Annotated in this window: 20 protein-coding genes; 10 read left to right on the top strand and 10 right to left on the bottom strand. The window is 32.6% G+C overall.

Features of this window, described 5'->3' with window-relative positions:
* Positions 1 to 4: 4 nt before the first annotated feature.
* Together IRZ83_RS04040 and IRZ83_RS04035 are read right to left on the bottom strand one after the other, a co-directional pair.
* Positions 5 to 499: an RNA polymerase sigma factor gene (locus tag IRZ83_RS04040; RefSeq protein ID WP_029269026.1), complete on the bottom strand. Its 495-nt coding sequence runs from the start codon at positions 497 to 499 to the stop codon at positions 5 to 7.
* Between the two features lie 98 nt (positions 500 to 597).
* Entirely contained in the window at positions 598 to 1,659 is a 1,062-nt protein-coding gene (locus tag IRZ83_RS04035) for a DUF3810 domain-containing protein (RefSeq protein ID WP_194566985.1), read from the bottom strand.
* A gap of 176 nt (positions 1,660 to 1,835) precedes the next feature.
* Here IRZ83_RS04035 and IRZ83_RS04030 point away from each other — a divergent pair, with 176 nt between their 5' ends.
* The gene (locus tag IRZ83_RS04030) at positions 1,836 to 3,296 is read left to right on the top strand and encodes an aminoacyl-histidine dipeptidase (RefSeq protein WP_194566984.1); all 1,461 of its coding nucleotides are present in this window, start codon (positions 1,836 to 1,838) and stop codon (positions 3,294 to 3,296) included.
* Positions 3,297 to 3,551: 255 nt separating this feature from the next.
* On the opposite strand, the gene IRZ83_RS04025 is transcribed toward IRZ83_RS04030, so the two are convergent.
* The 4 genes from IRZ83_RS04025 to IRZ83_RS04010 form a co-directional block, all read right to left on the bottom strand.
* The gene (locus IRZ83_RS04025; RefSeq protein WP_194566983.1) at positions 3,552 to 3,890 is read right to left on the bottom strand and encodes a DHCW motif cupin fold protein; all 339 of its coding nucleotides are present in this window, start codon (positions 3,888 to 3,890) and stop codon (positions 3,552 to 3,554) included.
* Between the two features lie 88 nt (positions 3,891 to 3,978).
* Positions 3,979 to 4,752 (bottom strand): carboxypeptidase-like regulatory domain-containing protein, encoded by a 774-nt coding sequence (locus IRZ83_RS04020; RefSeq protein WP_029269031.1) that lies wholly within the window; start codon positions 4,750 to 4,752, stop codon positions 3,979 to 3,981.
* 255 nt (positions 4,753 to 5,007) lie between these two features.
* The gene (locus IRZ83_RS04015) at positions 5,008 to 6,921 is read right to left on the bottom strand and encodes a DEAD/DEAH box helicase (protein ID WP_029269032.1); all 1,914 of its coding nucleotides are present in this window, start codon (positions 6,919 to 6,921) and stop codon (positions 5,008 to 5,010) included.
* 204 nt (positions 6,922 to 7,125) lie between these two features.
* Positions 7,126 to 7,704 (bottom strand): non-canonical purine NTP diphosphatase, encoded by a 579-nt coding sequence (locus tag IRZ83_RS04010; protein ID WP_029269034.1) that lies wholly within the window; start codon positions 7,702 to 7,704, stop codon positions 7,126 to 7,128.
* An 81-nt stretch (positions 7,705 to 7,785) separates the two neighbouring features.
* Here IRZ83_RS04010 and IRZ83_RS04005 point away from each other — a divergent pair, with 81 nt between their 5' ends.
* Entirely contained in the window at positions 7,786 to 9,564 is a 1,779-nt protein-coding gene (locus tag IRZ83_RS04005) for an ABC transporter ATP-binding protein (protein WP_194566982.1), read from the top strand.
* Here IRZ83_RS04005 and IRZ83_RS04000 read toward each other — a convergent pair.
* Positions 9,545 to 9,868, bottom strand: coding sequence for a DUF2809 domain-containing protein (locus tag IRZ83_RS04000; protein ID WP_194566980.1), 324 nt, complete (start codon positions 9,866 to 9,868; stop codon positions 9,545 to 9,547). The two genes, IRZ83_RS04005 and IRZ83_RS04000, sit on opposite strands and share 20 nt — an antisense overlap.
* 174 nt (positions 9,869 to 10,042) lie before the next feature.
* On the opposite strand from IRZ83_RS04000, the gene IRZ83_RS03995 reads away from it, so the two are divergent.
* The 3 genes from IRZ83_RS03995 to IRZ83_RS03985 all read left to right on the top strand — a co-directional run bounded on the left by IRZ83_RS03995 (position 10,043) and on the right by IRZ83_RS03985 (position 12,307).
* Complete coding sequence (locus IRZ83_RS03995; protein WP_194566978.1) at positions 10,043 to 11,221, top strand: glycoside hydrolase family 88 protein; 1,179 nt, start codon at positions 10,043 to 10,045, stop codon at positions 11,219 to 11,221.
* Positions 11,222 to 11,231: 10 nt separating this feature from the next.
* Entirely contained in the window at positions 11,232 to 11,636 is a 405-nt protein-coding gene (locus IRZ83_RS03990) for a hypothetical protein (protein WP_194566976.1), read from the top strand.
* 233 nt (positions 11,637 to 11,869) lie between these two features.
* Positions 11,870 to 12,307, top strand: coding sequence for a hypothetical protein (locus IRZ83_RS03985; protein ID WP_194566974.1), 438 nt, complete (start codon positions 11,870 to 11,872; stop codon positions 12,305 to 12,307).
* A gap of 65 nt (positions 12,308 to 12,372) precedes the next feature.
* Here IRZ83_RS03985 and IRZ83_RS03980 read toward each other — a convergent pair whose 3' ends face one another.
* Both IRZ83_RS03980 and IRZ83_RS03975 read right to left on the bottom strand, forming a co-directional pair.
* The gene (locus tag IRZ83_RS03980) at positions 12,373 to 13,884 is read right to left on the bottom strand and encodes an FMN-binding glutamate synthase family protein (protein WP_194566972.1); all 1,512 of its coding nucleotides are present in this window, start codon (positions 13,882 to 13,884) and stop codon (positions 12,373 to 12,375) included.
* 33 nt (positions 13,885 to 13,917) lie between these two features.
* Positions 13,918 to 14,697, bottom strand: coding sequence for an NYN domain-containing protein (locus IRZ83_RS03975; RefSeq protein WP_029269048.1), 780 nt, complete (start codon positions 14,695 to 14,697; stop codon positions 13,918 to 13,920).
* A 206-nt stretch (positions 14,698 to 14,903) separates the two neighbouring features.
* Between IRZ83_RS03975 and IRZ83_RS03970 the strand changes: the two genes are divergently transcribed.
* The 5 genes from IRZ83_RS03970 (at position 14,904) to IRZ83_RS03950 (ending at position 20,027) form a co-directional block, all read left to right on the top strand.
* Positions 14,904 to 16,136, top strand: a complete 1,233-nt coding sequence (locus tag IRZ83_RS03970; RefSeq protein WP_194566970.1) for a hypothetical protein — start codon at positions 14,904 to 14,906, stop codon at positions 16,134 to 16,136.
* Positions 16,137 to 16,194: 58 nt separating this feature from the next.
* The gene (locus IRZ83_RS03965) at positions 16,195 to 17,217 is read left to right on the top strand and encodes a sensor histidine kinase (RefSeq protein WP_194566968.1); all 1,023 of its coding nucleotides are present in this window, start codon (positions 16,195 to 16,197) and stop codon (positions 17,215 to 17,217) included.
* Positions 17,214 to 17,981 (top strand): LytR/AlgR family response regulator transcription factor, encoded by a 768-nt coding sequence (locus IRZ83_RS03960; RefSeq protein ID WP_194566966.1) that lies wholly within the window; start codon positions 17,214 to 17,216, stop codon positions 17,979 to 17,981. The genes IRZ83_RS03965 and IRZ83_RS03960 overlap by 4 nt, the downstream gene beginning before the upstream one ends.
* 183 nt (positions 17,982 to 18,164) lie before the next feature.
* Positions 18,165 to 19,427: an aminotransferase class I/II-fold pyridoxal phosphate-dependent enzyme gene (locus tag IRZ83_RS03955; RefSeq protein WP_029269056.1), complete on the top strand. Its 1,263-nt coding sequence runs from the start codon at positions 18,165 to 18,167 to the stop codon at positions 19,425 to 19,427.
* Between the two features lie 117 nt (positions 19,428 to 19,544).
* Positions 19,545 to 20,027, top strand: a complete 483-nt coding sequence (locus IRZ83_RS03950) for a hypothetical protein (RefSeq protein ID WP_194566964.1) — start codon at positions 19,545 to 19,547, stop codon at positions 20,025 to 20,027.
* 338 nt (positions 20,028 to 20,365) lie between these two features.
* Here IRZ83_RS03950 and IRZ83_RS03945 read toward each other — a convergent pair whose 3' ends face one another.
* Positions 20,366 to 21,484: a GNAT family N-acetyltransferase gene (locus IRZ83_RS03945; protein WP_194566962.1), complete on the bottom strand. Its 1,119-nt coding sequence runs from the start codon at positions 21,482 to 21,484 to the stop codon at positions 20,366 to 20,368.
* Positions 21,485 to 21,489 lie beyond the last annotated feature (5 nt).

The following is a 21,489-nucleotide window of genomic DNA, read 5'->3' as shown; positions in this document are numbered from 1 at the left end:
AATTTTAAGGATTTAGTATTTTTTTAAGTTTCCCTTTAATTCTGTTCATCTTCACGCGCGCATTCACTTCGCTGATCCCTAAGGTCTCGGCTATTTCTTGATAATCTTTGTCTTCTAAATACATAAAAACTAATGCTTTTTCGATGTCATTAAGCTGATAGACCGCTTTGTACATCAGTTTAATCTGTTCTTCCTCTTCATAATTGTAATCAACATCTTTTACAAAGTGCTGATGACTTTCATATTCTACTGTCGATACGGTTCGTTTGGTTTTTCGGTATAAGGTAATTGCGGTATTCAAAGCAACGCGATACGTCCAAGTCGAAAATTTGCTGTCGCCCCTAAATTTAGGATATGCTTTCCAGAGCTGAATTGTGATTTCCTGAAACAAGTCTTTGTGAGCGTCTTCGCCGGCAGTATATAATCTACAAATCTTGTGGATTATATTCTGATTTGCCTGCAATTGCGCAACAAATGATTGTTCTAGACTTTCGCTCATAATGTATTAGTAGTATTGTAATGTATTTTGTTACAATGCGTTTTGTTTTTTTGCGACAGATAAATTATTTTAATAATATAATCTGCAGCGAAAAATAATTATAATTTTCGAGTTTTATAATAATTCACCATCAAATCTACAAACTTGCTGTAACTGTCCATTCCGTCTTTTTGATTGTTTGTTTTCAAGAAATTATCATAAAAGATTTCAAAACCAGTTTCAATTGGTGTTTCATATTGCTTCCAAAAATCATGGCTTTCCTGATAGTTTTTTAAAATTCCGACATGAACCGTTTTTTTCAGTTGATTAAAAATTTTCTCATTTTTAACTTGCCAAATGCCTAAGCAATACCGTAAAGCAAAGCTGTAACCAGAATATTGGTAATATAAATTCTTATTTTTAATTGATGCCAAAACGCCAATAAAATTGCATTCACTTTCGCTCGCATATCCCATTTGATGCGCCATTTCGTGACAAGTGGTGGCCGGGAAGTTATACATTGGCAATAAATCATTAACCTGAGCTTCATTCGTAAACGGATTTAAGTAACCTCCAAAACCCATATAAGTTAAAGGCAAACTAAAAAGGGATTTTTTCACGCTTAAAATTTCATATTTAAAGTACGGATGTTCTTCTGCAAGATTTTTATATCCGTCTAAATTCATCTTAAAAGCCTCTTTTTGAGAGTATGGAAAAACTATTTTAGAGCTGTCATTCTTCGTGATTTGAAATTGAATTTCATTTGTCTTTACAATTAGTTTTTTTGTAAATGCAAGCAATTCTGCATCAGTATAATCTCTTTTGATATCCATTTTTTGAAATAAAGGCTCACGATAATAATTGAATGCCCAAAGAATATGAAAGAAAAAATAAAACACGGAAATTTTGCCTAAAATTTTTAAAAGATGATCCTTCCAGTCTGTTCTCCATGTTTTTCTGATTTGCCAAAACCAGCTAATTATAGACAAGAGTAGAATGCCATAAATAAGATCGCCAACAGAAAAAGGAATTTTACCAAAAATGGTTCTCAGAAAGTGCGAAATTCTGATGTACAGGTTGTTGCTATAGGCGCCTTCTACAAAATCCGGAAAGAAGGGAAGGACTTTTAAAAAGATAATTTGAATTACTAAAAATAAAGGTAAAATGTATTTTGATTTCACATCATAAATTTTGGATACGTAAATATAAATACAATATTCTAACTAAAAAAAGATTGTAATTATCGAGTTTGATTTTAAAGCATATAATTAGTGCTAATTCGTGAAATTTGTGGCAGAAAAAAATATAAACTTTGTAACTTTGACATTCTTAATTGTTAAACTTCAAACAAAATATAATGAGTCAGGAAATAAGAAATCTGGAACCTAAAGCACTGTGGAATAAATTTGCAGATTTGAATGCTGTTCCTCGTCCGTCAAAGAAAGAAGAACGTGTAATAGAGTTCATGAAAAACTTTGGAAACAGCTTAGGTTTAGAAACTTTTGAAGACGAAATTCGAAATGTAATTATCAGAAAGCCAGCAACTGCAGGAATGGAAAATCGCAAAGCGATTGTAATGCAGGGACATCTTGATATGGTGCACCAAAAAAATGCAGATACGGTTTTTGATTTCGATACCCAAGGAATTGACATGTATGTTGACGGTGACTGGGTTCGCGCGCGCGGTACAACACTTGGTGCTGATAATGGGTTAGGAGTGGCTACAATTATGGCTATTTTAGAAAGTAAAGATATTCCGCATCCGGCAATCGAAGCACTGTTTACAATTGATGAAGAAACAGGAATGACAGGTGCTTTAAACCTGAAAGGCGGTATTCTTCAAGGTCAGATTCTTTTGAATTTAGATACTGAAGAAGATGATGAAATTGATATAGGATGTGCTGGCGGAATCGATGTAACGGCTACAAGAACGTATCATGAAGAAGAAGTTCCAGAAGGATCAGTAGGTCATATCATTACAGTGAAAGGCTTAAATGGAGGTCATTCAGGAATGGATATCAATAAAGGTTTAGGAAACGCTAACAAAATCATGAACCGCCTGTTGTTTGATGCTTTTGAAAACTTCGGTTTGCAAGTAGCAGAAATTAATGGAGGAAGTTTGCGAAATGCAATTCCGAGAGAAAGTGTAGCAAAAGTGATTATTTCTGAAATGTTTGATGAAGCGTATATTTTTGATATGCAGGAAATCATTAACGATATTAAAGCAGAATATAAAACAACGGAACCAAATTTATCTATCGAAATCGTGAAGTGCGATTTGCCTTTAAAAGTGATGGATTTAGGGGTTCAGGAAGGAATTATTCGTGCTATTTATGCTGCTCATAACGGCGTTTACAGAATGAGTGCAGATATGGCTGATTTGGTTGAAACGTCAAATAATATCGCTCGTGTTATCATAAAAGATGGTGAAATATCTATTGGATGTTTAACGCGTTCTTCTGTAGAAACTTCAAAATTTGATTTAGCTAATTCGCTTCGTTCTGCTTTTGAATTAGTAGGCTGCGAAGTAGAACTTTCTGGTTCTTATCCAGGCTGGACACCAAATGTAAATTCTGAAATATTAGATACGTTAGTAGGTATTTATGAAAAGCAAAATGGAGAAAAACCAAAAGTAGTAGCTTGTCACGCTGGTTTAGAATGTGGTATTTTAGGAACAAATTATCCTGATATGGATATGATTTCTTTTGGACCAACTATTCACGGTGCGCACTCACCAGATGAAAGAGCAAGTATTTCATCTGCTCAAAAATATTGGAAATTTGTCTTAGAAATTCTTTCAAATATTCCAGTGAAATAATTTTTAGTTTCAGTTTTCAGTCGCAGTTTTCAGTCTCATAAAAACTGAAAATTGCGACTGCAACTGAAAACTAATCTCTTTTAGGAGTATTTTTCTTCTCTCTTTTTTCTTCTTTTTTCTCTTTAGCCGTTTTTAACGGTTCTTTTTTTGCTGTTTTTTTAGCATCTTGACTCTTTGCCATAATATTTAAATTTAATTAATTTCTTTTTTGATTGTAAGTAAATGTAACTATAATATTCTGATTTGTTTACAATTTTATCTTAGAAAGTCTCCATCGATTATTAATAACTCGACGCCTTTTGCTGTAATAGAACGGTGAGAACTAAGATCATCAGAAACAACATAAGTCATTCCTTTTGAAAGTATAAAATCTTGTCCGTTCTCTAATTCGCTTATAAATTCTCCTTCCAGACAGTGTACAATGTGTCCTTTTTGACACCAGTGATCAGCAGTGTATTTTTCAGAATAGGTAACTTTTCTAATACGCAAACCTCCTAATTGTAATGTTTGCCAATAAGCTGTTCCGCTTTCTCCCGGATGTTCAGTTTTCTTAATAAGATTCCAATCAATGGTTTGAAAAGGTATTGCACTCATACTTTTGTTTTTTGTTGTTAATATTCAAAATAAAAAATCCTCATTTACGATTCGAAAATGAGGATTTTTATTTTTATTTAAAAGTAAATTAATTACGTTTTAATACTTTATATTGTTCGTAACAACCGCTGATTGCATCTAAGATTTGTAAATCGTTAGCAGTCTGAATGAAAGAATCAGAATAACTGCATCGTTGCAGAATCTCTGGAATTTCTTCTTTCGTTATTCCTAAAAGAATGGCAAGTGTTTCACGGTCATATTTAGTTTCAAGAAGATTTCTGATTGTGTCATCTTTCTTCATGTCTTTTAACTTTTTGAGTTCTTTTCCGTTTTTTCCAAAGAAATTGTAGAGCATATCGGCCGGATTAAAAATAGATCCCAATACTTTTCCGAAAGCATTTGGAGAATATTCACCTGCTTCATAACCTTGTGTAAGGCCTGAAATACTATAACGGTAGTTTTCTTTTGTTGGAATTAATTTTGAATCGATTTCAAGATATCCAGTCAAATTAAAAGGTGCAATAACCACTTCTTCCAGCGCAATTGCTTTTTCTGTAAGCTGAATTCTTGTGATTTTGTTTTTTATCCAGTCATTGGTTACTCTAATACGAAGCGACTGAAATCCTAAAATGGAGAAATGAAGGGTATCATTTGGCTGTACATCAATTTCAAAATAACCTTTAGCATCAGACATAGCGCCGAGAACTTTGTTTTTGTTTATGACATTTACGTTAGGAAGAGGCTGTTTGGTATTATCGTTAAAGATATAGCCAGAAACTCTTTGAGGTGCTGTAGATTCTGTCTCTTGGGCAAAACCAATGCTTGATAGTAGTATAAAAAAGAAAACTGCGAAATATTTCATATCCTGATTTAAAGCACTAAAAGTAGTAAATAGGGATTAAATATTTCGCAGTCTTCGAATATAATTATAAGAAAATTAACAGACGAAAGAAGTGTTGCTTTTAGTATTTAACTAAAAAGAGATAAAAGATTTAAATTAAATTGTTTTGAATTACAAAACTCATCCGCCTGAATGAAGATTTTTTGAAAATAAAAAAAATCCCAAATTCCAATTATGTCTGGAATCTGGGATTTTATATTTTAAGATGTTGACTTATTAGTCTCTTCTTGGTCTTCTTGGTCTTGGTGAATCACCAAAGCTCTCAGAACGTCTTGGAGCTCTGTCTGAACCACCTTCGCTTCTTGGAGCTGAGCTTCTAAAACCACCTTCTCTTTTTGGAGCAGATGAATTTCTGTCGCTTCTGAAACCGCCTTCTCTTGGAGCAGCGTTTCTATCGCTTCTAAAACCTCCGCCACCAGAACCTTCACGTCTTGGAGCAAAGTTTCCTTCTCTTCTTGGTCCTCCAGAACTTCTTCCGCCACCAGAACGTCCGTTATGGTCACGTCTTCCACCACCATCATTTTTAGAAATTTCAACATTAATACGACGTCCTTCTAATTGTACGTTGTTTAATACTTCCATTACTTTATCAGTGTGTTCAGGATCAGTGTTAAAGAAAGAGAAACCTTCTTTTACATCAACTTTGAAAACGTCATCACGACCTAAGTCTAATGTTTCTTTCAAGTAATCTTTAAGGGTCATCCAGTCGAAGTTGTCTCTTGAACCGATGTTTACAAAATAACGAACTGCTCCGTTATTATTGAATTCTCTTGGCTCAGAATCACTTCTTTCACGTCTTTCACCAGATTGAGATGAAATATCTCTATTTTTCTTGTAATAAGCGATGAAACGATTAAATTCTACCGATACCATTTTCTTAATCAACTCTTCTTTAGATAAACCTTCAAGAACGTTGTTGATTGCTGGTAAGTAGTTGTCAATTTCGTGATCAACCTCAGTATCTTTAATTTTATTAGCTAAGTGCAATAATTGAATTTCGCAAATTTCGATTCCAGACGGGATAGATTTTTCTTCAAACTTTTGTTTGATGATTCTTTCGATAGATGAAATTTTACGCAACTCGCTTTTTGTAACAATAACAATAGAAGTTCCTAATTTTCCAGCTCTACCAGTACGTCCAGAACGGTGATTGTAAGTTTCAATTTCGTCAGGAAGTTGGTAGTTTACTACGTGAGTAATATTATCAACGTCAATTCCACGTGCAGCAACGTCAGTAGCAACAAGCATCTGAATTTGTCTTCCACGGAAAGATTTCATTACACCATCACGTTGCGCCTGAGATAAATCTCCGTGCAATGCAGCAGCGCTGTATCCATCTTCAATTAATTTTTCAGCTACAGCTTGTGTATCTCTTTTAGTACGACAGAAAACCACAGAGAAAATATCTGGATTTGCATCGGCTAAACGTTTTAAAGCTTCGTAACGGTCACGAGCATTTACTAAGTAAAATTCGTGAGAAACTGTTGCAGAACCTGAGTTCTTAGCTCCAACAGTAATTTCAACTGGATCGCTCATGAATTGTTTTGCAATTCTAGCAACCTCTTGTGGCATAGTTGCAGAGAACAACCATGTACTTTTTTGATCTGGAGTATCTGATAAAATAGATACGATGTCTTCATAGAATCCCATGTTCAACATCTCATCAGCTTCATCCAAAATACAGTAATCTATATTTTTAATGTTTACTAAACCTCTGTTGATCATGTCTTGCATTCTTCCTGGAGTTGCCACAATAATTTGTGCTCCTCTTTTAATCTCTCTAGCTTGCTCTGTAATACTAGCCCCGCCGTAAACTGCTACCACATTAATACCTTTCTCGTATTTTGAGTAGTTTTTAAGTTCGTTGGTAATCTGTAAACAAAGTTCTCGTGTTGGCGATAAAACTAATGCTTGTGTGTTTCTATTGTCAGCATCAATTTTTTGAATTAGCGGAAAACCGAAAGCTGCCGTTTTCCCTGTCCCTGTCTGAGCCAACGCAACCATATCTGTGTCTTTTTCCAATAATAGGGGAATCGCCTTTTCCTGTACCTCTGACGGATTTTCAAATCCTAGATCTAAAATCGCCTTCAGTAACGATTCATTCAATCCTAATTGTTCAAATTTATTCATATGTGTATTTAAAATAGGGTGCAAAATTACTGTTAATTATTCACATAAACTAATGCAATTTTAAGAATTATGTATTTCTTATGATTTGATAATCAAAATGTTATGTTTAATGTAAAATGATTTATAGCAGAAATTGAAGAAAATCCCGAAAAAACACGTCGTGAAATGTAAAATTTTGCCTTTAAAATGTTGTATTTTAAACAATTATTTTGTGGAGTTCAGGAAATCAATTAGTTGGTAAGTTGCTTTTCCGCGATGGCCAATTTTATTTTTGATTTCCAAAGGCAATTCGGCAAACGTTTCGGTATAATTTTCAGGCTTAAAAATAGGATCATAGCCAAAACCATGATTCCCAGTTTTGTTTAATGTGATTTCTCCTTTTGCAATTCCGGTAAATAAATGCTGTTTTCCATTTAAATTTAAGGCTATAACGGTCTTGAACTGTGCACTGCGATCTGATTTGTTTTTTAGCGCCTCTAAAAGCTTATTCATATTATCGTCTGCATTTTTTTGTTCGCCGGCATATCTCGCTGAATATACTCCAGGTTCTCCGTTTAAAGATATAACTTCTAAACCAGTATCATCTGCAAAACAATCGTAACCATATTTTTCAGTTACATAATTAGCTTTCAAAATCGCATTTCCTTCAATAGTATCTGCTGTTTCAGGAATTTCTTCATGACAGCCAATGTCTGAGAGACTTAATAATTGTATAGATCCGTTTAAGATACTTTGAATTTCTTTGATTTTATTAAGATTATTTGAAGCGAAAACAAGTTGCATTGTAATATATTTTAAGTTCCGAGTTATTTGAAACACAAATTTAGAATTCTTATATTTGATAAGTTGCCTAAAATTAAATAAATGCAGATATCCGTTTTATATAAAAAAATAACTCCTTTTGTTAGGCCTTACAGAAAGATGGTTATTGCTACTTTATTGCTTACATTTTTAGGATCGTTTGCAGCGCAGATAAATGCATTAATATTAAAGTATACTGTTGACACTATCAGTAATTTAATGGTAGCGCACGAACCTTTATCAAAAGGATTTCATTTATTGGGAATTATCAGTATCGTTTTGCTTTCTAAAGAGTTGGTATATTCTGTGGTGCAATTTGGACAGAAATTTTATGGAGAAAAACTTCGAATATTTATCACCCGTGATATCTCTCAGGCGATAGTCGAAAAAATTCTGAGCTATAGAATGGAGTTTTACACTTCAAACGAAAATGAAAGCGGGAAACTTCAAACTAGAATTGATTTAGGAATCAGCAGTTTGACACGATTGGTTCAGAATTTTTTTATTGATATTTTGCCTTTGTTTACAAACGCTTTTGTTGCTTTGTTATTGATGTTTTATGCGAATATGTATGTAGGTTTAGTTAGCTTGTGTATTATTCCCATTTACTTTTATATAAGTCAATTACAGGCAAGTAAATTGAGCGGTTTTAGAAGAAGAATGCGTACGTATCGCGAAACGAAGAATAACGGAATTATTAGCTTAATCGAATCGATAACCGTTATTAAATCTTTTGTTCGTGAACCAATGGAAGCTGATCGTCATCAGAAAATTCAATTCGAAATGACCGAAAATCAATTGGCAACCAGAAAAACCAGTTTTATTTTTGAAAGCATAAAAAGTTTTATTGAACAAATAGGCGTGGTTATTATCATTATTTTGACAGCGTATTTTGTATTGAATAATACAATGACTATTGGTGCAATTATGTTTCATATCATGCTGTTTAATAATGTGTCAGCGCCAATAAGGCAATTGCACAGGATTTATGATGAAGTCAACGATGCCTTGATTTATTCTGAAGGTTTTTTTGATATTCTAGAATCGGATAACGAAAAAGAAACAAGCGGTAATTATATTCCTGAAAAAATCGCTGGCTTGATAGAAGTTGAGAATGTTGATTTTATTTATCCAAACGGAACTCAAGCACTGTGGAATATTAATTTTACCATAAAACCAAACGAAACAACTGCTTTGGTAGGATTAAGCGGTGCAGGAAAAAGTACCGTTATCAATTTATTAGACAAGTTTTACCTGCCTTCTTCAGGAAAAATTTATTTAGATGGAGTCGATTTAAACGATTATGATACTGATTTTCTTCGAAAAAATATTGGATTAGTATTGCAGAAAAATCATATTTTTAAAGGAACAATCGCTGAAAATATTTTATACGGAAAGCCAGAAGCGTCACAAATAGAAATTATAGATGCTGCAAAACAAGCTTATATTCACGAGCAAGTAATGCAATTGCCAAAAGGCTATGACTCAGATGCTCATTTGCTTTCGGGAGGACAGCAGCAGCGAATTGCAATTGCGAGACTGTTCTTAAAAAATCCGCCGATTATTTTCTTAGATGAACCAACCGCAAGTTTAGATGCAATAGCTACAGAACAGATAAAAAAATCGCTTGATGCAATAAAAAAAGACAGAACCGTAATTATCATTTCTCACAGTATTTCTCAAATTATTGACGCTTCAAACATAATCGTTTTAGAGCAGGGAAGATGTGTTGAAAAAGGGACTCATGATGCATTATACGATAATAAATCAGTTTATTATGAGATATTTACAGCTATGGCAAACAGTTTAAATATTGATAAAATTACGCAGACACTGGATTGATTTTTCGTAAAATAAAATTTTCAATAATAAAAGCAAAGCCAGTTCCAAAGGTATAAGCCATAATATCACTCCATAGAAAACCTTGCCCGAGAACGTATCTTCCAAAAAGCGTTTTTCTTAATGTAATTACCCAATCGGCTTGATAGAGCTGAAAAAACTCAATTCCGCAGCAAACTAATAAAGAAAACAGCAATATCATTGAAGCTTTTTTATTCATAAAGAAAATTCTAATCAAAACATACATCATAACTGCATACAGAAAATCACCGATCCAAAGCGGAATAAGCTCAATTTTTCTTGACATGATTCCAAGGAAAATAATGAAAAGAAAGAATATGAAATAGTAGATACGGGTTTTATTCAATTCTTAGGAGATTTATTAGTACTTTTTAAGGTAAACAAAAATACAAAGATTCGGATAGATCTACTTTATTTTCTAAATTTATCGATTCAAAAAGACTATCAAAAAAATAACCACATGATTACAAGACTTACGACACTAATTCTAGCTTTATTTTTTTTGGGAAACAATCTGTATTCTCAAAAGAGCGCTCCATTCAATGTTAAAAAACAACTTGAATACTGTGCAGACCAAGCATCAAAAACATTAAAAGTGATTCCGAATGACGGAACTTCTCCAAGAACAGTTCCGAATGGAAGCAAAGAATGGAAGTTTGTGGGTTATAAAGATTGGACGAGCGGTTTTTGGCCAGGAGAATTATGGTATTTATATGAAGCAACTGGAGACAAAAAATGGGAAAAAGAAGCTGATAAATTCAGCAGATTTCTAACGCCATTGTCAGTAAGCAAGGCTGGCGATCACGATTTAGGTTTTCAGGTTTTTAATAGTTTCGGAAACGGATACCGTTTGACTAAAAATCCAGAATATAAAGATATTATTCTGAAAACTGCCGATACTTTAGCAACGCTTTTTAATCCAAAAGTAGGCACAATTCAATCTTGGCCACATAATAAATATGGAGGACATAATACAATTATAGACAATATGATGAATTTAGAATTGCTTTTTTGGGCTTCTAAAAACGGCGGAAATAAAAAACTGTATGATATTGCAGTAAAACATGCCGAAACAACAATGAACAATCATTTCAGGCCTGACTATTCTTCGTATCATGTCTTAATTTACGATTACGAGACAGGAAAAAAAATAAAAGGAATTACTGCTCAAGGATATAGCGATGACAGTATGTGGGCACGTGGTCAGGCTTGGGCAATTTACGGATTTACAATGGTTTACAGAGAAACGAAAGATCCTAGGTTTTTAGATTTTGCTCACAAAGTTGCCCGTGTTTATTTGGATAAATTAACAACAAGTGATTTGGTTCCGTATTGGGATTTTAACGCTCCGGATATTCCAAATGCGCCAAGAGACGCTTCCGCAGCTGCGATTGTCTCTTCCGCATTAATTGAATTAAGTTCTTATACAACTGATAAAACGCTGAAGAACGAATACTTGACAAAATCTAAAAAAATGATTGTCTCACTTTCAAATAATTACCAGAGCCGTGATGTCAATTCGGCTTTTCTGCTTCATGCAACAGGTCATAAACCGGCTGGAAGTGAAATTGACTGTTCTATTAATTATGCTGATTATTATTATTTAGAAGCGCTTTTACGACTTCAAAAACTAAAATAAATTATAAAACATGATCAAAAAAATAATGAAAATTTCGTTTGCAATTGTTTTTATGCTAATGCAGATCGGCTGTAAAAATTCACAGCAAAAACTTCAGGAATATGTTATATCTTATAATGAATCTGCAAAAAGTATTAAAAGCGAGAATGTTACGCTTACAACTGCAAGAGGTTATATACATGACAATAAGATTGAATTGCGATTTGAAACAGATTTAAAACAAAACGAATCTGATAAAAAATTGGCTGCTGCACAATTTCCTAAACTGTTGAAAGAAATGATAAATAAAGGTCAGATTCCAAAAGAATTAATTGAAGAAGGTATTCAATTTGACGCCTATTATTTAGCAGATGATAATACGGTTTTCGAAAAACAAATTTTAAATAAAGAAACTATAAATGAAGTAGTAAAATAATAATTTCAAGTGAAATAAAACTTTGGAATTTAATATTATCAAGCCTCTTTAATTGAGTTTAAAGGGGCTTTCCTGTTTTTTTTATTGGTTCTGTAAAGGCAATGTTAGTAGTGCCTGTTTTTTAGCTATTTTCTGATAACTAATTTGTATTCAAATATTTGTGGTTATAAATTGTTTTTGTCTTGTAAGTTTATTATGTTTGAGTTAAAAATTAACTAAATAACCAAAAAATTATGAAAAAAATTACCCAAATCGTATTTGTTGCTATTGCTTTATTATCATTGACAAGTTGTAAAAATACCAAGCAAAAAATTCAGGATCATGTGAGTAATTACAATATTTCGTCTTCTATAAAGGGCAATAATATTGTAAGCACAAGTGCTAAAGCATTTTTAAATGATAATAAAATTGAGATAAGAATTGAAACTAATTTAGAGGGAAATGAGTCAAATAAATTAGCTACTAGTACTTCTTTTCCGAGTTTATTGCAAGAAATGGTAAAAAACAATCAGATTTCTCCAGAACTAATAAATGAAGGAGTAAAGTTTGATGTGTATTTTTTATCTTACAATAATATTATTCTTGCAAAACAATTAGTTGGTCCAGAAGAATTAGCTGTTTTGGAAAATGGAGAAAGTTCTACCGAAAACAAGGCAACTGCAAAACTTTAATTTATGGAGAAATAGTACTTTAAATAAAAAAGCCTCTTTAAAATTTTAAAGAGGCTTTTTTATTTTTATTGTTTTCGAACATTTGTTAAAATATCAGGAAAATAAGTATCTGATAGATGCGAAAACTCATCGCCGCGCATAAAAATATTAGGATCAACATCAGAAAAACTTTTTTTGCCTGCTGCAGCTAAAAGCTCATTGGCAGAATGTAAAGTGTTTTTATGAAAATGGTACACACGATCTGATTTATCAGTGACAACCAAACCTTTCATTAACATTTTGTTTTGCGTGGCAACTCCCGTTGGGCATTCGTTATTATGGCATCGAAGTGCTTGAATACAGCCTAATGAAAACATAAAACCGCGCGCACTGTTACACATGTCTGCACCAAGAGCAACAGCATGTAAGATAGAATAGCCTGAAATGATTTTTCCGCTGCCTATAATGCGTATTTTATCTCGAATATTTAAGCCAATTAAAGTTTTGTTTACAAAGATTAATGCTGGCTCAAATGGCATTCCAACTCCATCAGCAAATTCTAGCGGAGCTGCACCAGTACCGCCTTCTGCACCATCGACTGTTATAAAGTCTGGATAGGTGTTTTCAGCAATCATTTCGTGGCAAATAGCTTCAAATTCGTCTGTATTACCAATGCATAATTTAAATCCGACTGGTTTTCCGTTAGATAATTCACGCAATTGTTTGATAAAATGAATGAGCCCTTTACTATCTGAAAAAGCATGATGTCCGGGAGGAGAAAGAATCATAACATTAGGTTCAACTCCTCTGATTTTAGCAATTTGTTCCGTATTTTTAGCGGCAGGAAGCACGCCTCCGTGTCCTGGTTTTGCGCCTTGAGAAAGTTTAATCTCGATCATTTTAACATTAGGAAGATTGGCTTTTTCAGAGAATTTTTCAGGACTAAAATTTCCTGCAGCATCACGGCAACCAAAATATCCTGTTCCAATTTGCCATGTAATATCACCACCGCCGGCAAGATGAAATTCGGTTAAACCGCCTTCTCCGGTATTTTGATAGAAATTTCCTTTTTTAGCACCAATATTTATGGCACGAACTGCATTTTCGCTCAGCGAGCCAAAACTCATTGCCGAAACATTAAATAAAGAAGCTAAATAAGGCTGTTTGCAATCTTTTCCTCCAACTAATACACGAGGTAGTTCTTCGTTAACTTTTGCTGGAAAAATAGAATGTTTTATACCTTCATAACTGCCATGGTTTAAGTTTAATTGTGTTCCGAAAGGTGTACTTGAATCAATATTTTTAGCTCTTTGATAAACTAAAGAGCGCTGATTTCTGGAAAATGGTTTTCCGTCAGTAGATCTTTCAATAAAATATTGCTGAATTTCTGGAGCGATCATTTCAAATAAATATCTGAAATACCCCAAAACCGGAAAATTTCTTAAAATGGCATGTTTTGTCTGTATGGTATTATAAACACCAACTACTAATAAGATTGGCAGAATAATAACGAGTAAAAAACCACGCTCTGTGTAATAATATGTTGCTGCAACAATTAGAAACAATAAGAATCCGTAGATAAAGAATTTTTTTCTCATGTTTTTAAAATTTAATAGGTAATAATTTGGTAGTTAATTGAATCGTAAGCGAACGTAAACATGCTTAATGCCTTTTTTATCTGATTCTCTTTCATCAATTTCAAGAATATCTGTCAGCGATTTCAGCATTGGCGTAAGCTTAGAAAAACCGTAATTTCTAGGGTCAAATTCTGGTTTTTTCTTTACGATCAAGTTTCCAACATCACCTAAAAATGCCCAGCCATCATCGTCTTCAATATCTTCGATAGTGGCCTCGATAAGTTCGATAGTTTGTTTGTCAATTTTATGTAATGCTTTTTCAGCAGGTTTTTCAATAGGTTTTTTGGCATCTGCAGCAACTGCAGTTTTTGGTTTTTTCTTCTGGATAGCTCCGTCTAAAACTTCAATATAAATAAATCTGTCGCAGGCTACAATAAAGGAGTTTGGCGTTTTCTTTTCTCCTATACCAATAACTTTCATACCAGATTCTCTCAATCGAATCGCCAAACGCGTAAAATCGCTGTCGCTGGAAACGATACAAAATCCGTCTAATTTTCCAGAATAAAGCAAATCCATCGCATCAATAATCAAAGCAGAGTCTGATGAATTTTTGCCAACCGTGTAGCTGTATTGCTGAATAGGCGTAATGGCATGTTCCAGCAAAACCGCTTTCCAACCATTTGAGTTGGGCTTTGTCCAATCAGCATAAATACGTTTTGTTGTGGGAGTTCCAAACTTCGCGATTTCTTCCATCATCCCTTTTACATTGCTGTACGGAACATTATCGGCATCAATAAGAACAGCAAGTTTTAATTCTCTATTGTTTGTTGGCATCGTTTTTTGTTAATTAATTTTTGAATTGAATGAAGTATTTATTCGCTTTTGGAAGTGATAATTGTATCAAATATACAAACTTTGTCTTTCATAATTTTATCGTTTGTCATTTTCCTGCGTTCATTTGAATTTTCCCTTGGTTGATTTGTTTCTTGTTTTTGGCGTAATAGCTTTAGTATAAGTTTACAGCATAAAAACAGTATAAAATGAAAAAACTAACCCTTATCGCATTGTTTTCTTTGGGAACTATTTTTGGTCAAGAAAACAATTTCAAAAATTATCTTGCGGATAATAAATCGACTCTTGATTTAGAAAATGAAAATCAATGGGAATTGCTTAAATCTGATGCAGAACAGAATCAATTTATTATTTTGGGAGAATCGCACGGCGCGCAAAAAGCACAATTGATCGATTTTAATTTATTAAAATACCTTAATAAAACCGTTGGAACCAAAAATTATATTGCCGAATTAGATTTTGCCCAAGCAACAGCAGTTAATGAGTTTCTAGAAAAAGGAAATGAGGAAAAGTTGAAAAAAGTTTTTAGGTATTGGATAAAAATTCATGCACAATGGGGAAATCAGGATTTTTATAATAAAATTTTAAAAATCAGAACATTGAATTTATCCTTGCCAAAAGAAAAGAGAATTGTTTTTATCGGAATCGATGGCGTTCAGGATTTTGAAAATTATTTAAATTATCTGAAATTATTTATTGGAAAAAATAAAATATTTGATTCACTTCGAGTAGGTTTAAATAAAGAATATAATGATTCGAATGTTGAAGAAATATCCCTTTTTGCCCAAAAATATTTAGATGAAATTCATCAAAACAAAACGGAATTCGAGAAAGTACTTAAAAACAAGTTTTCTGTTTTCGAATATTTAATTCAAAATTTAAGTTACAGCAACAGCAAATCTGGTGTAAACAGGCCAGAACAATTGTTTAGAAATTACAAACAATTATATGCTATTTTAAATTTAGAAAATCAAAAACTGTACGGAATGTGGGGATATTTTCATGCTCATTTGGTACCGGTTTATTATATAGGAGAAGATTTTGCATCTAAATTAGCGAGTTCAGATCACGTAAGTTCAAAAAAGATAATTTCAGTGGTTTGCCTGCCGGTCGATTCTCAATTTAATGTCTGGAATACTAAAACGGAAAGCTGGACAAAAGAACCATTTTCGTATGACAATAAATCATTGTTGCAAATAGAAGGAATTAACGATTTAAGAGAACTTTCAACCGAAAATTCAACAACACTTTTTAAGCTTAACGGAATCAATTCTCCATTTCCTAAAACCGGACGTTTATTTAACGGATTGGCGCCACAGGGAAAATTGGCAGGGAATTTTAAAAACAGAGATTATGCTTTTCAGTATGTTGTATTGATGCGAAATTCAGATTGGCTGAATCCTCTTTCAAAAGATTTTTGATTTTATATTTAGAAACAATTTTAAGTTACATTTGAATTATACACATCTTGAGATCATAATGATAAATTTTAAGCAATACATTCAGCCTCCAAACCAATCAGATTGGATTATTATAGCAACATACTGGATTTTTAGTTTGTTTTTTTTAATTCCTGCTTATTTTATAACCGAAACTTTTACTGTTGCCCTGACTGCATTGCTTTATAACATTATAATCGATACCGTTTTTATTTTGATTTTAATTTACATCATTCTGCCTTTAAGTTTAAAAAACAAAAAATTATGGATGCCAGTTTTAAGTGTAATTTTTTTGCTCTTTTTCTCGATGATTTTTTACAGATTTGGTTACGGACTAATTCTTCATAAACCGCAAAGCTGGAATTTTCTGGATATTATTGGCGGTGTCATTTCTCAGGCACAAAGTTTGGGAATTTTACTTTCTGTTTTGGCAATGAAAAAGTTTTATGCCTCACAGCAAAACATTTTAAGTCTGGAAAAAGCAAATGCCGAAAGTAATCTAAAGGTTTTGAGCAATCAGATTGCACCGCATTTTTTGTTTAATAATCTAAATGTCCTGCAATCCTTAATTGATATTGATACCATTCAGGCAAAAGAATTTGTAAAGCATTTATCTGCTATTTATCGTTATTTAATTCGCCATAAAGATGAAGAAGTAGTTACTTTAAATGAAGAAATGACATTTGCAGCTGATTATATTTATCTGCTCAATCAAAGATTTGGAAATGCTTACGTTTTTAAAACTGAAATTACAGATCAAAATGCGCTGAAAAAATTAGTTCCTTCCTGTTGTCTGCAGATTTTATTAGAAAATATTATAAAACACAATCAGGGAAATGAACAAAATCCGTTAGTTACTTCAATCTTGATAACTGAAAATAAGATCGAAATTAAAAATGCGATTCAAGAAAAAATGTTTCATAATGACATTTCAGGAACAGGCTTGGAAAATTTGAATGAGCGTTATTTATTACTTTCAAATCAGTCGATTGCAATTTCTAAAAATAATAACTTTACTGTGACTTTGCCTTTGATCAATCAATTAAAATCTTTTAAATCATGAATGTTCTAATTATCGAAGATGAACCTTTGGCAGCAAAACAGCTTATTAATTTTATAAAAGAAATAAACCCTGCGTTTACCATTTTAGAAACTTTGAACAGCATTTCGCAATGTTTTGAATGGTTTGAAAGCAATGCGCAGCCGGATTTAATTTTTTCAGATATTGAATTGCTTGACGGCAATGTTTTTAATTTTTACGATAAACAAGTAATTAATTGCCCTATAATATTCAGCACCGCATATGATCAATTTTTAATGAAAGCTTTTGAAGGAAATGGCATTGCTTATTTATTAAAACCCCTGACAAAAGAGTCTGTTGAAAAAGCAATCTTAAAATGCAACACTTTGCAAACCAAATCAAAGTCAGGTATAAGTCATGATATTTTACAATTATTGCAAAAATCATTGCAGCAGGAAGCTTCAAGTATATATAAGCAAAGATTTACGATCAAAACAAGAAATGGGATTTATTTACTGCCCGTTTCAGACATTGCTTTTATACAAGCAGATGGAGTGTTGCTTTATGCATTTGATTTTAACAATAAAAAATATCCCTTAACCGGAACTCTGATCGCCACAGAACAACAATTGAATCCCGAAATTTTTTTTAAAATAAACCGAAGTGATATTGTATCCATAAATGCAATAGAAAAAATAGCACCTCATATTGGTGACAGATTAGCAATTTACATCAAAGGTCAGAAAGAATTTGCCGTTACACGTGCACAAAAAACTTCTGTTTTTAGAAAATGGATTGACAGGTAAACTTTGGTTTAAATTGCTTTTTCTTCCGAAATGTGCGAAAACAGTAGACAATTAAGATAAGAGTAACCCTTCATTTCTATTTATATAGAGGGTGAAAAATAAATTTAGTTTGAATACTTTTATAAGTTTTAAATATTTATTTTTGCACGCTGAATACATTAAAATTATTACTTCAAATATATTATGGTAAAAGATTTATTCGAAAGAATCCAAAACAATAAAGGTCCTTTAGGAAAATGGGCATCACAAGCAGAAGGTTATTTTGTATTTCCTAAATTAGAAGGAGAGTTAGGTCCAAGAATGCAGTTTGGTGGGAAAAATATTTTAAATTGGAGTTTGAATGACTATTTAGGTCTTGCCAATCATCCAGAAGTTCGTCAAGCCGATATTGATGCTGCAACTCAATTTGGAGCAGCATACCCAATGGGTGCTCGTATGATGTCTGGACATACTAAATATCATGAACAATTAGAAAATGAATTAGCTGAGTTTGTAATGAAACCGGCAGCATATTTATTGAATTTTGGTTACCAAGGAATGGTGTCTACTATTGATGCTTTGGTTACTAAAAATGATATAATCGTATACGATGTAGATTCTCATGCTTGTATTATCGACGGTGTTCGTTTGCACATGGGTAAACGTTTTACATACAAACACAATGATCTTGAAAGTATGGAGAAAAACTTGCAGCGTGCTACTAAAATGGCTACTGAAACTGGAGGAGGGATCCTTTTTATTACAGAAGGTGTTTTTGGAATGCGCGGTCAGCAAGGAAAATTAAAAGAAATTGTTGCGCTTAAAGAAAAATATAATTTCCGTTTATTAGTTGATGATGCACACGGTTTTGGTACACTTGGTAAAACAGGAGCTGGAGCAGGTGAGGAGCAAGGAGTTCAAGACGGAATTGATGTTTACTTCTCTACTTTTGCAAAATCAATGGCAAATATTGGAGCTTTTGTAGCTGCAGATAAAGATATTATCGATTATTTAAAATATAACTTGCGTTCTCAAATGTTTGCAAAAGCATTGCCAATGATTCAGACAATTGGTTCGTTGAAACGTTTAGAGTTATTACGTAATCACCCAGAATTAAAAGATAAACTTTGGGAAAATGTAAATGCATTGCAAAATGGTTTACGTTCTAGAAACTTTAATATTGGAGATACAAATACTTGTGTAACACCAGTTTATTTAGAAGGAAGTGTTCCAGAAGCTATGGTAATGGTAAACGATTTAAGAGAAAACTACGGTATTTTCTTGTCGATTGTAATTTATCCGGTAATTCCAAAAGGAATTATTTTGTTAAGAATGATCCCTACAACTTCACATACACTTGCTGATATTGACGAAACTTTGGTTGCCTTTGAAGCAATTCGTGAAAAATTAGAAAACGGCACATATAAAGAAATTGCAAGCAGAACAAAAGTAGATTTAGACGCTTAATTTCTTATACAAATAAATTCCAAACATGGGAATTATGTAACAAAATCCATTCGTTATACGAGTGGATTTTTTTTTATTTGGAGTAATTTTATAATCGTAACCAGTAAATAAAAAATTATGAAAAAAGTATTAGCAATTACAATAATTATTTTAAGTGTTTTTACTTCTTGTAAAAAAGATCAAGTAGCAGAGCCAGTAGAAATTGCACCAAACCCTCCAAAAGAAGCTCAAGTTGTTGAACCAGCAGGAGATCAATGTTATGAATCGAGAACAAACGGAAATATTATTGAATTGAGTTTTAATGTAAACTCTCATCAGGAAGTAAACGGAAAACTGAGTTATAATATATCTGGAAAAGATAAAAATGAAGGAAGTTTAATTGGGAACATGAAAGGCGATACACTAATTGCAGATTATACTTTTATGTCTGAAGGAGTTTCATCTGTTAGAGAAGTTGCTTTTTTAGAAAGAGAAGGAGTATTAATTGAAGGCTATGCAGAAGCTGTAGAAGCAAATGGCAAGGTGTCTTTTAAAGATAAAAAACAATTAAAATTTGATCCAAAAAATACTTTGACAAAAGTTGACTGTAAAGCTGAGTAAACAATTTTTTGTTTATAAAGCTAAAAAACCATTCTTTGGGGAGAATGGTTTTTTTTGTTTTAATATTTTTGAAAGATAAATTATCTGTGTACTTTTATTTTATCTAGATAATCACTCGAATTTCCGTTCCAGTTACATTTTTCACAACGATTATTTACAAATTGATGATTGCAATTTTTATATCCATATAAATGGCTTGAACATTCTGGACATAGATTCTCCATTTCTGAGGATTCTTTGTAAAACTCACTTTTGCATTCATCACAAATTTTTATAAAAAATTTATTTGCCTTCATTCTGTCTGACTGTTAACTAAATACTGAGACTGAATACTTTTTTTAAAGGTATTTAAGGTACGTTTTTCTCTGACAGTGAATCTTCGGGTCAAAGTTTTTCCAAAGTAAATGAATTGCTGTGTTTTCTGCTAATTCTGGAGTTCTGATACAATTTTGAATTCCTTTTTCAGAGAAGGTTTTAAAATATTCATCAAAGATAATAGCTGTAACACCTTTGTTTTGATAATCAGGATGAACTCCTATAAGATAAAAAACAACATCTTTGCTCTTTTTTCTAGCTCTCAAAAGATGAATAAATCCAAATGGGAATAACTTTCCTTTTGCTTTCTGCAATGCCTCAGAAAAACTTGGCATTACTATACTAAAAGCAATTAAATTATCGTCCTTATCTACCACAAATTTGATGTATTCTGGATTGATAAAACTGATGTATTTCTTCTTAAAATATTCCTTCTGAACGTCTGAAATTGCCACAAAAGAAGCTAGTTTAGCATACGATTCATTAAACAAGTCAAACATTTTGTCAACGTGAGGCATAATGTCTTTTGTTTTGGTAAACGTCAGCGATCTTAAACCATATCTCTTTTTGATTAATTCTTGAGCTTTCAGGAAAAATTCTGGATGAACATTCGAAAATGGAAAAATACTTTCAATATATTCTTTCTCTACCTGAAATCCTAACTGCTCAAAATGAGTTACATAATACGGATTGTTGTACCAAGTAATCATAGTTCCCATTTGATCGTAGCCTTCTGTCAAAACTCCAACCTTATCTAAATTTGAAAAACCCATTGGTCCTTCAGCGTGTTCTAGATTGTTTTGTCTTCCTAATTCAAATACTTTTTCAAGCAAAGCTTTAGTTACTTCAATGTCATCAATAACATCAAACCAGCCAAAACGAACTTTTCTTTTGTGCTGATTATTTACTTCTGCCCAATTGATAATTGCAGTAATTCGGCCAACAATCTTGTTGTTTTTGTATGCTAAATAAAAGTAAGCCTCAGCATTTTCAAATGCTGGGTTTTTAGTTTTATCAAATGATTCTAATTCATCGGCAATAATAGGCGGTACCCAATATGGATTATCTTTGTATAACGAAAACGGGAATTTGATATAATCTGTTAATTCCTTTTTAGTTTTGGCTTCTTTAATTGTAATCATTAAAA

It is taken from the genome of Flavobacterium sp. JLP (assembly GCF_015350755.1).
Classification (GTDB): Bacteria; Bacteroidota; Bacteroidia; order Flavobacteriales; family Flavobacteriaceae; genus Flavobacterium.
This window is presented reverse-complemented; position numbering and strand designations above follow the sequence as displayed.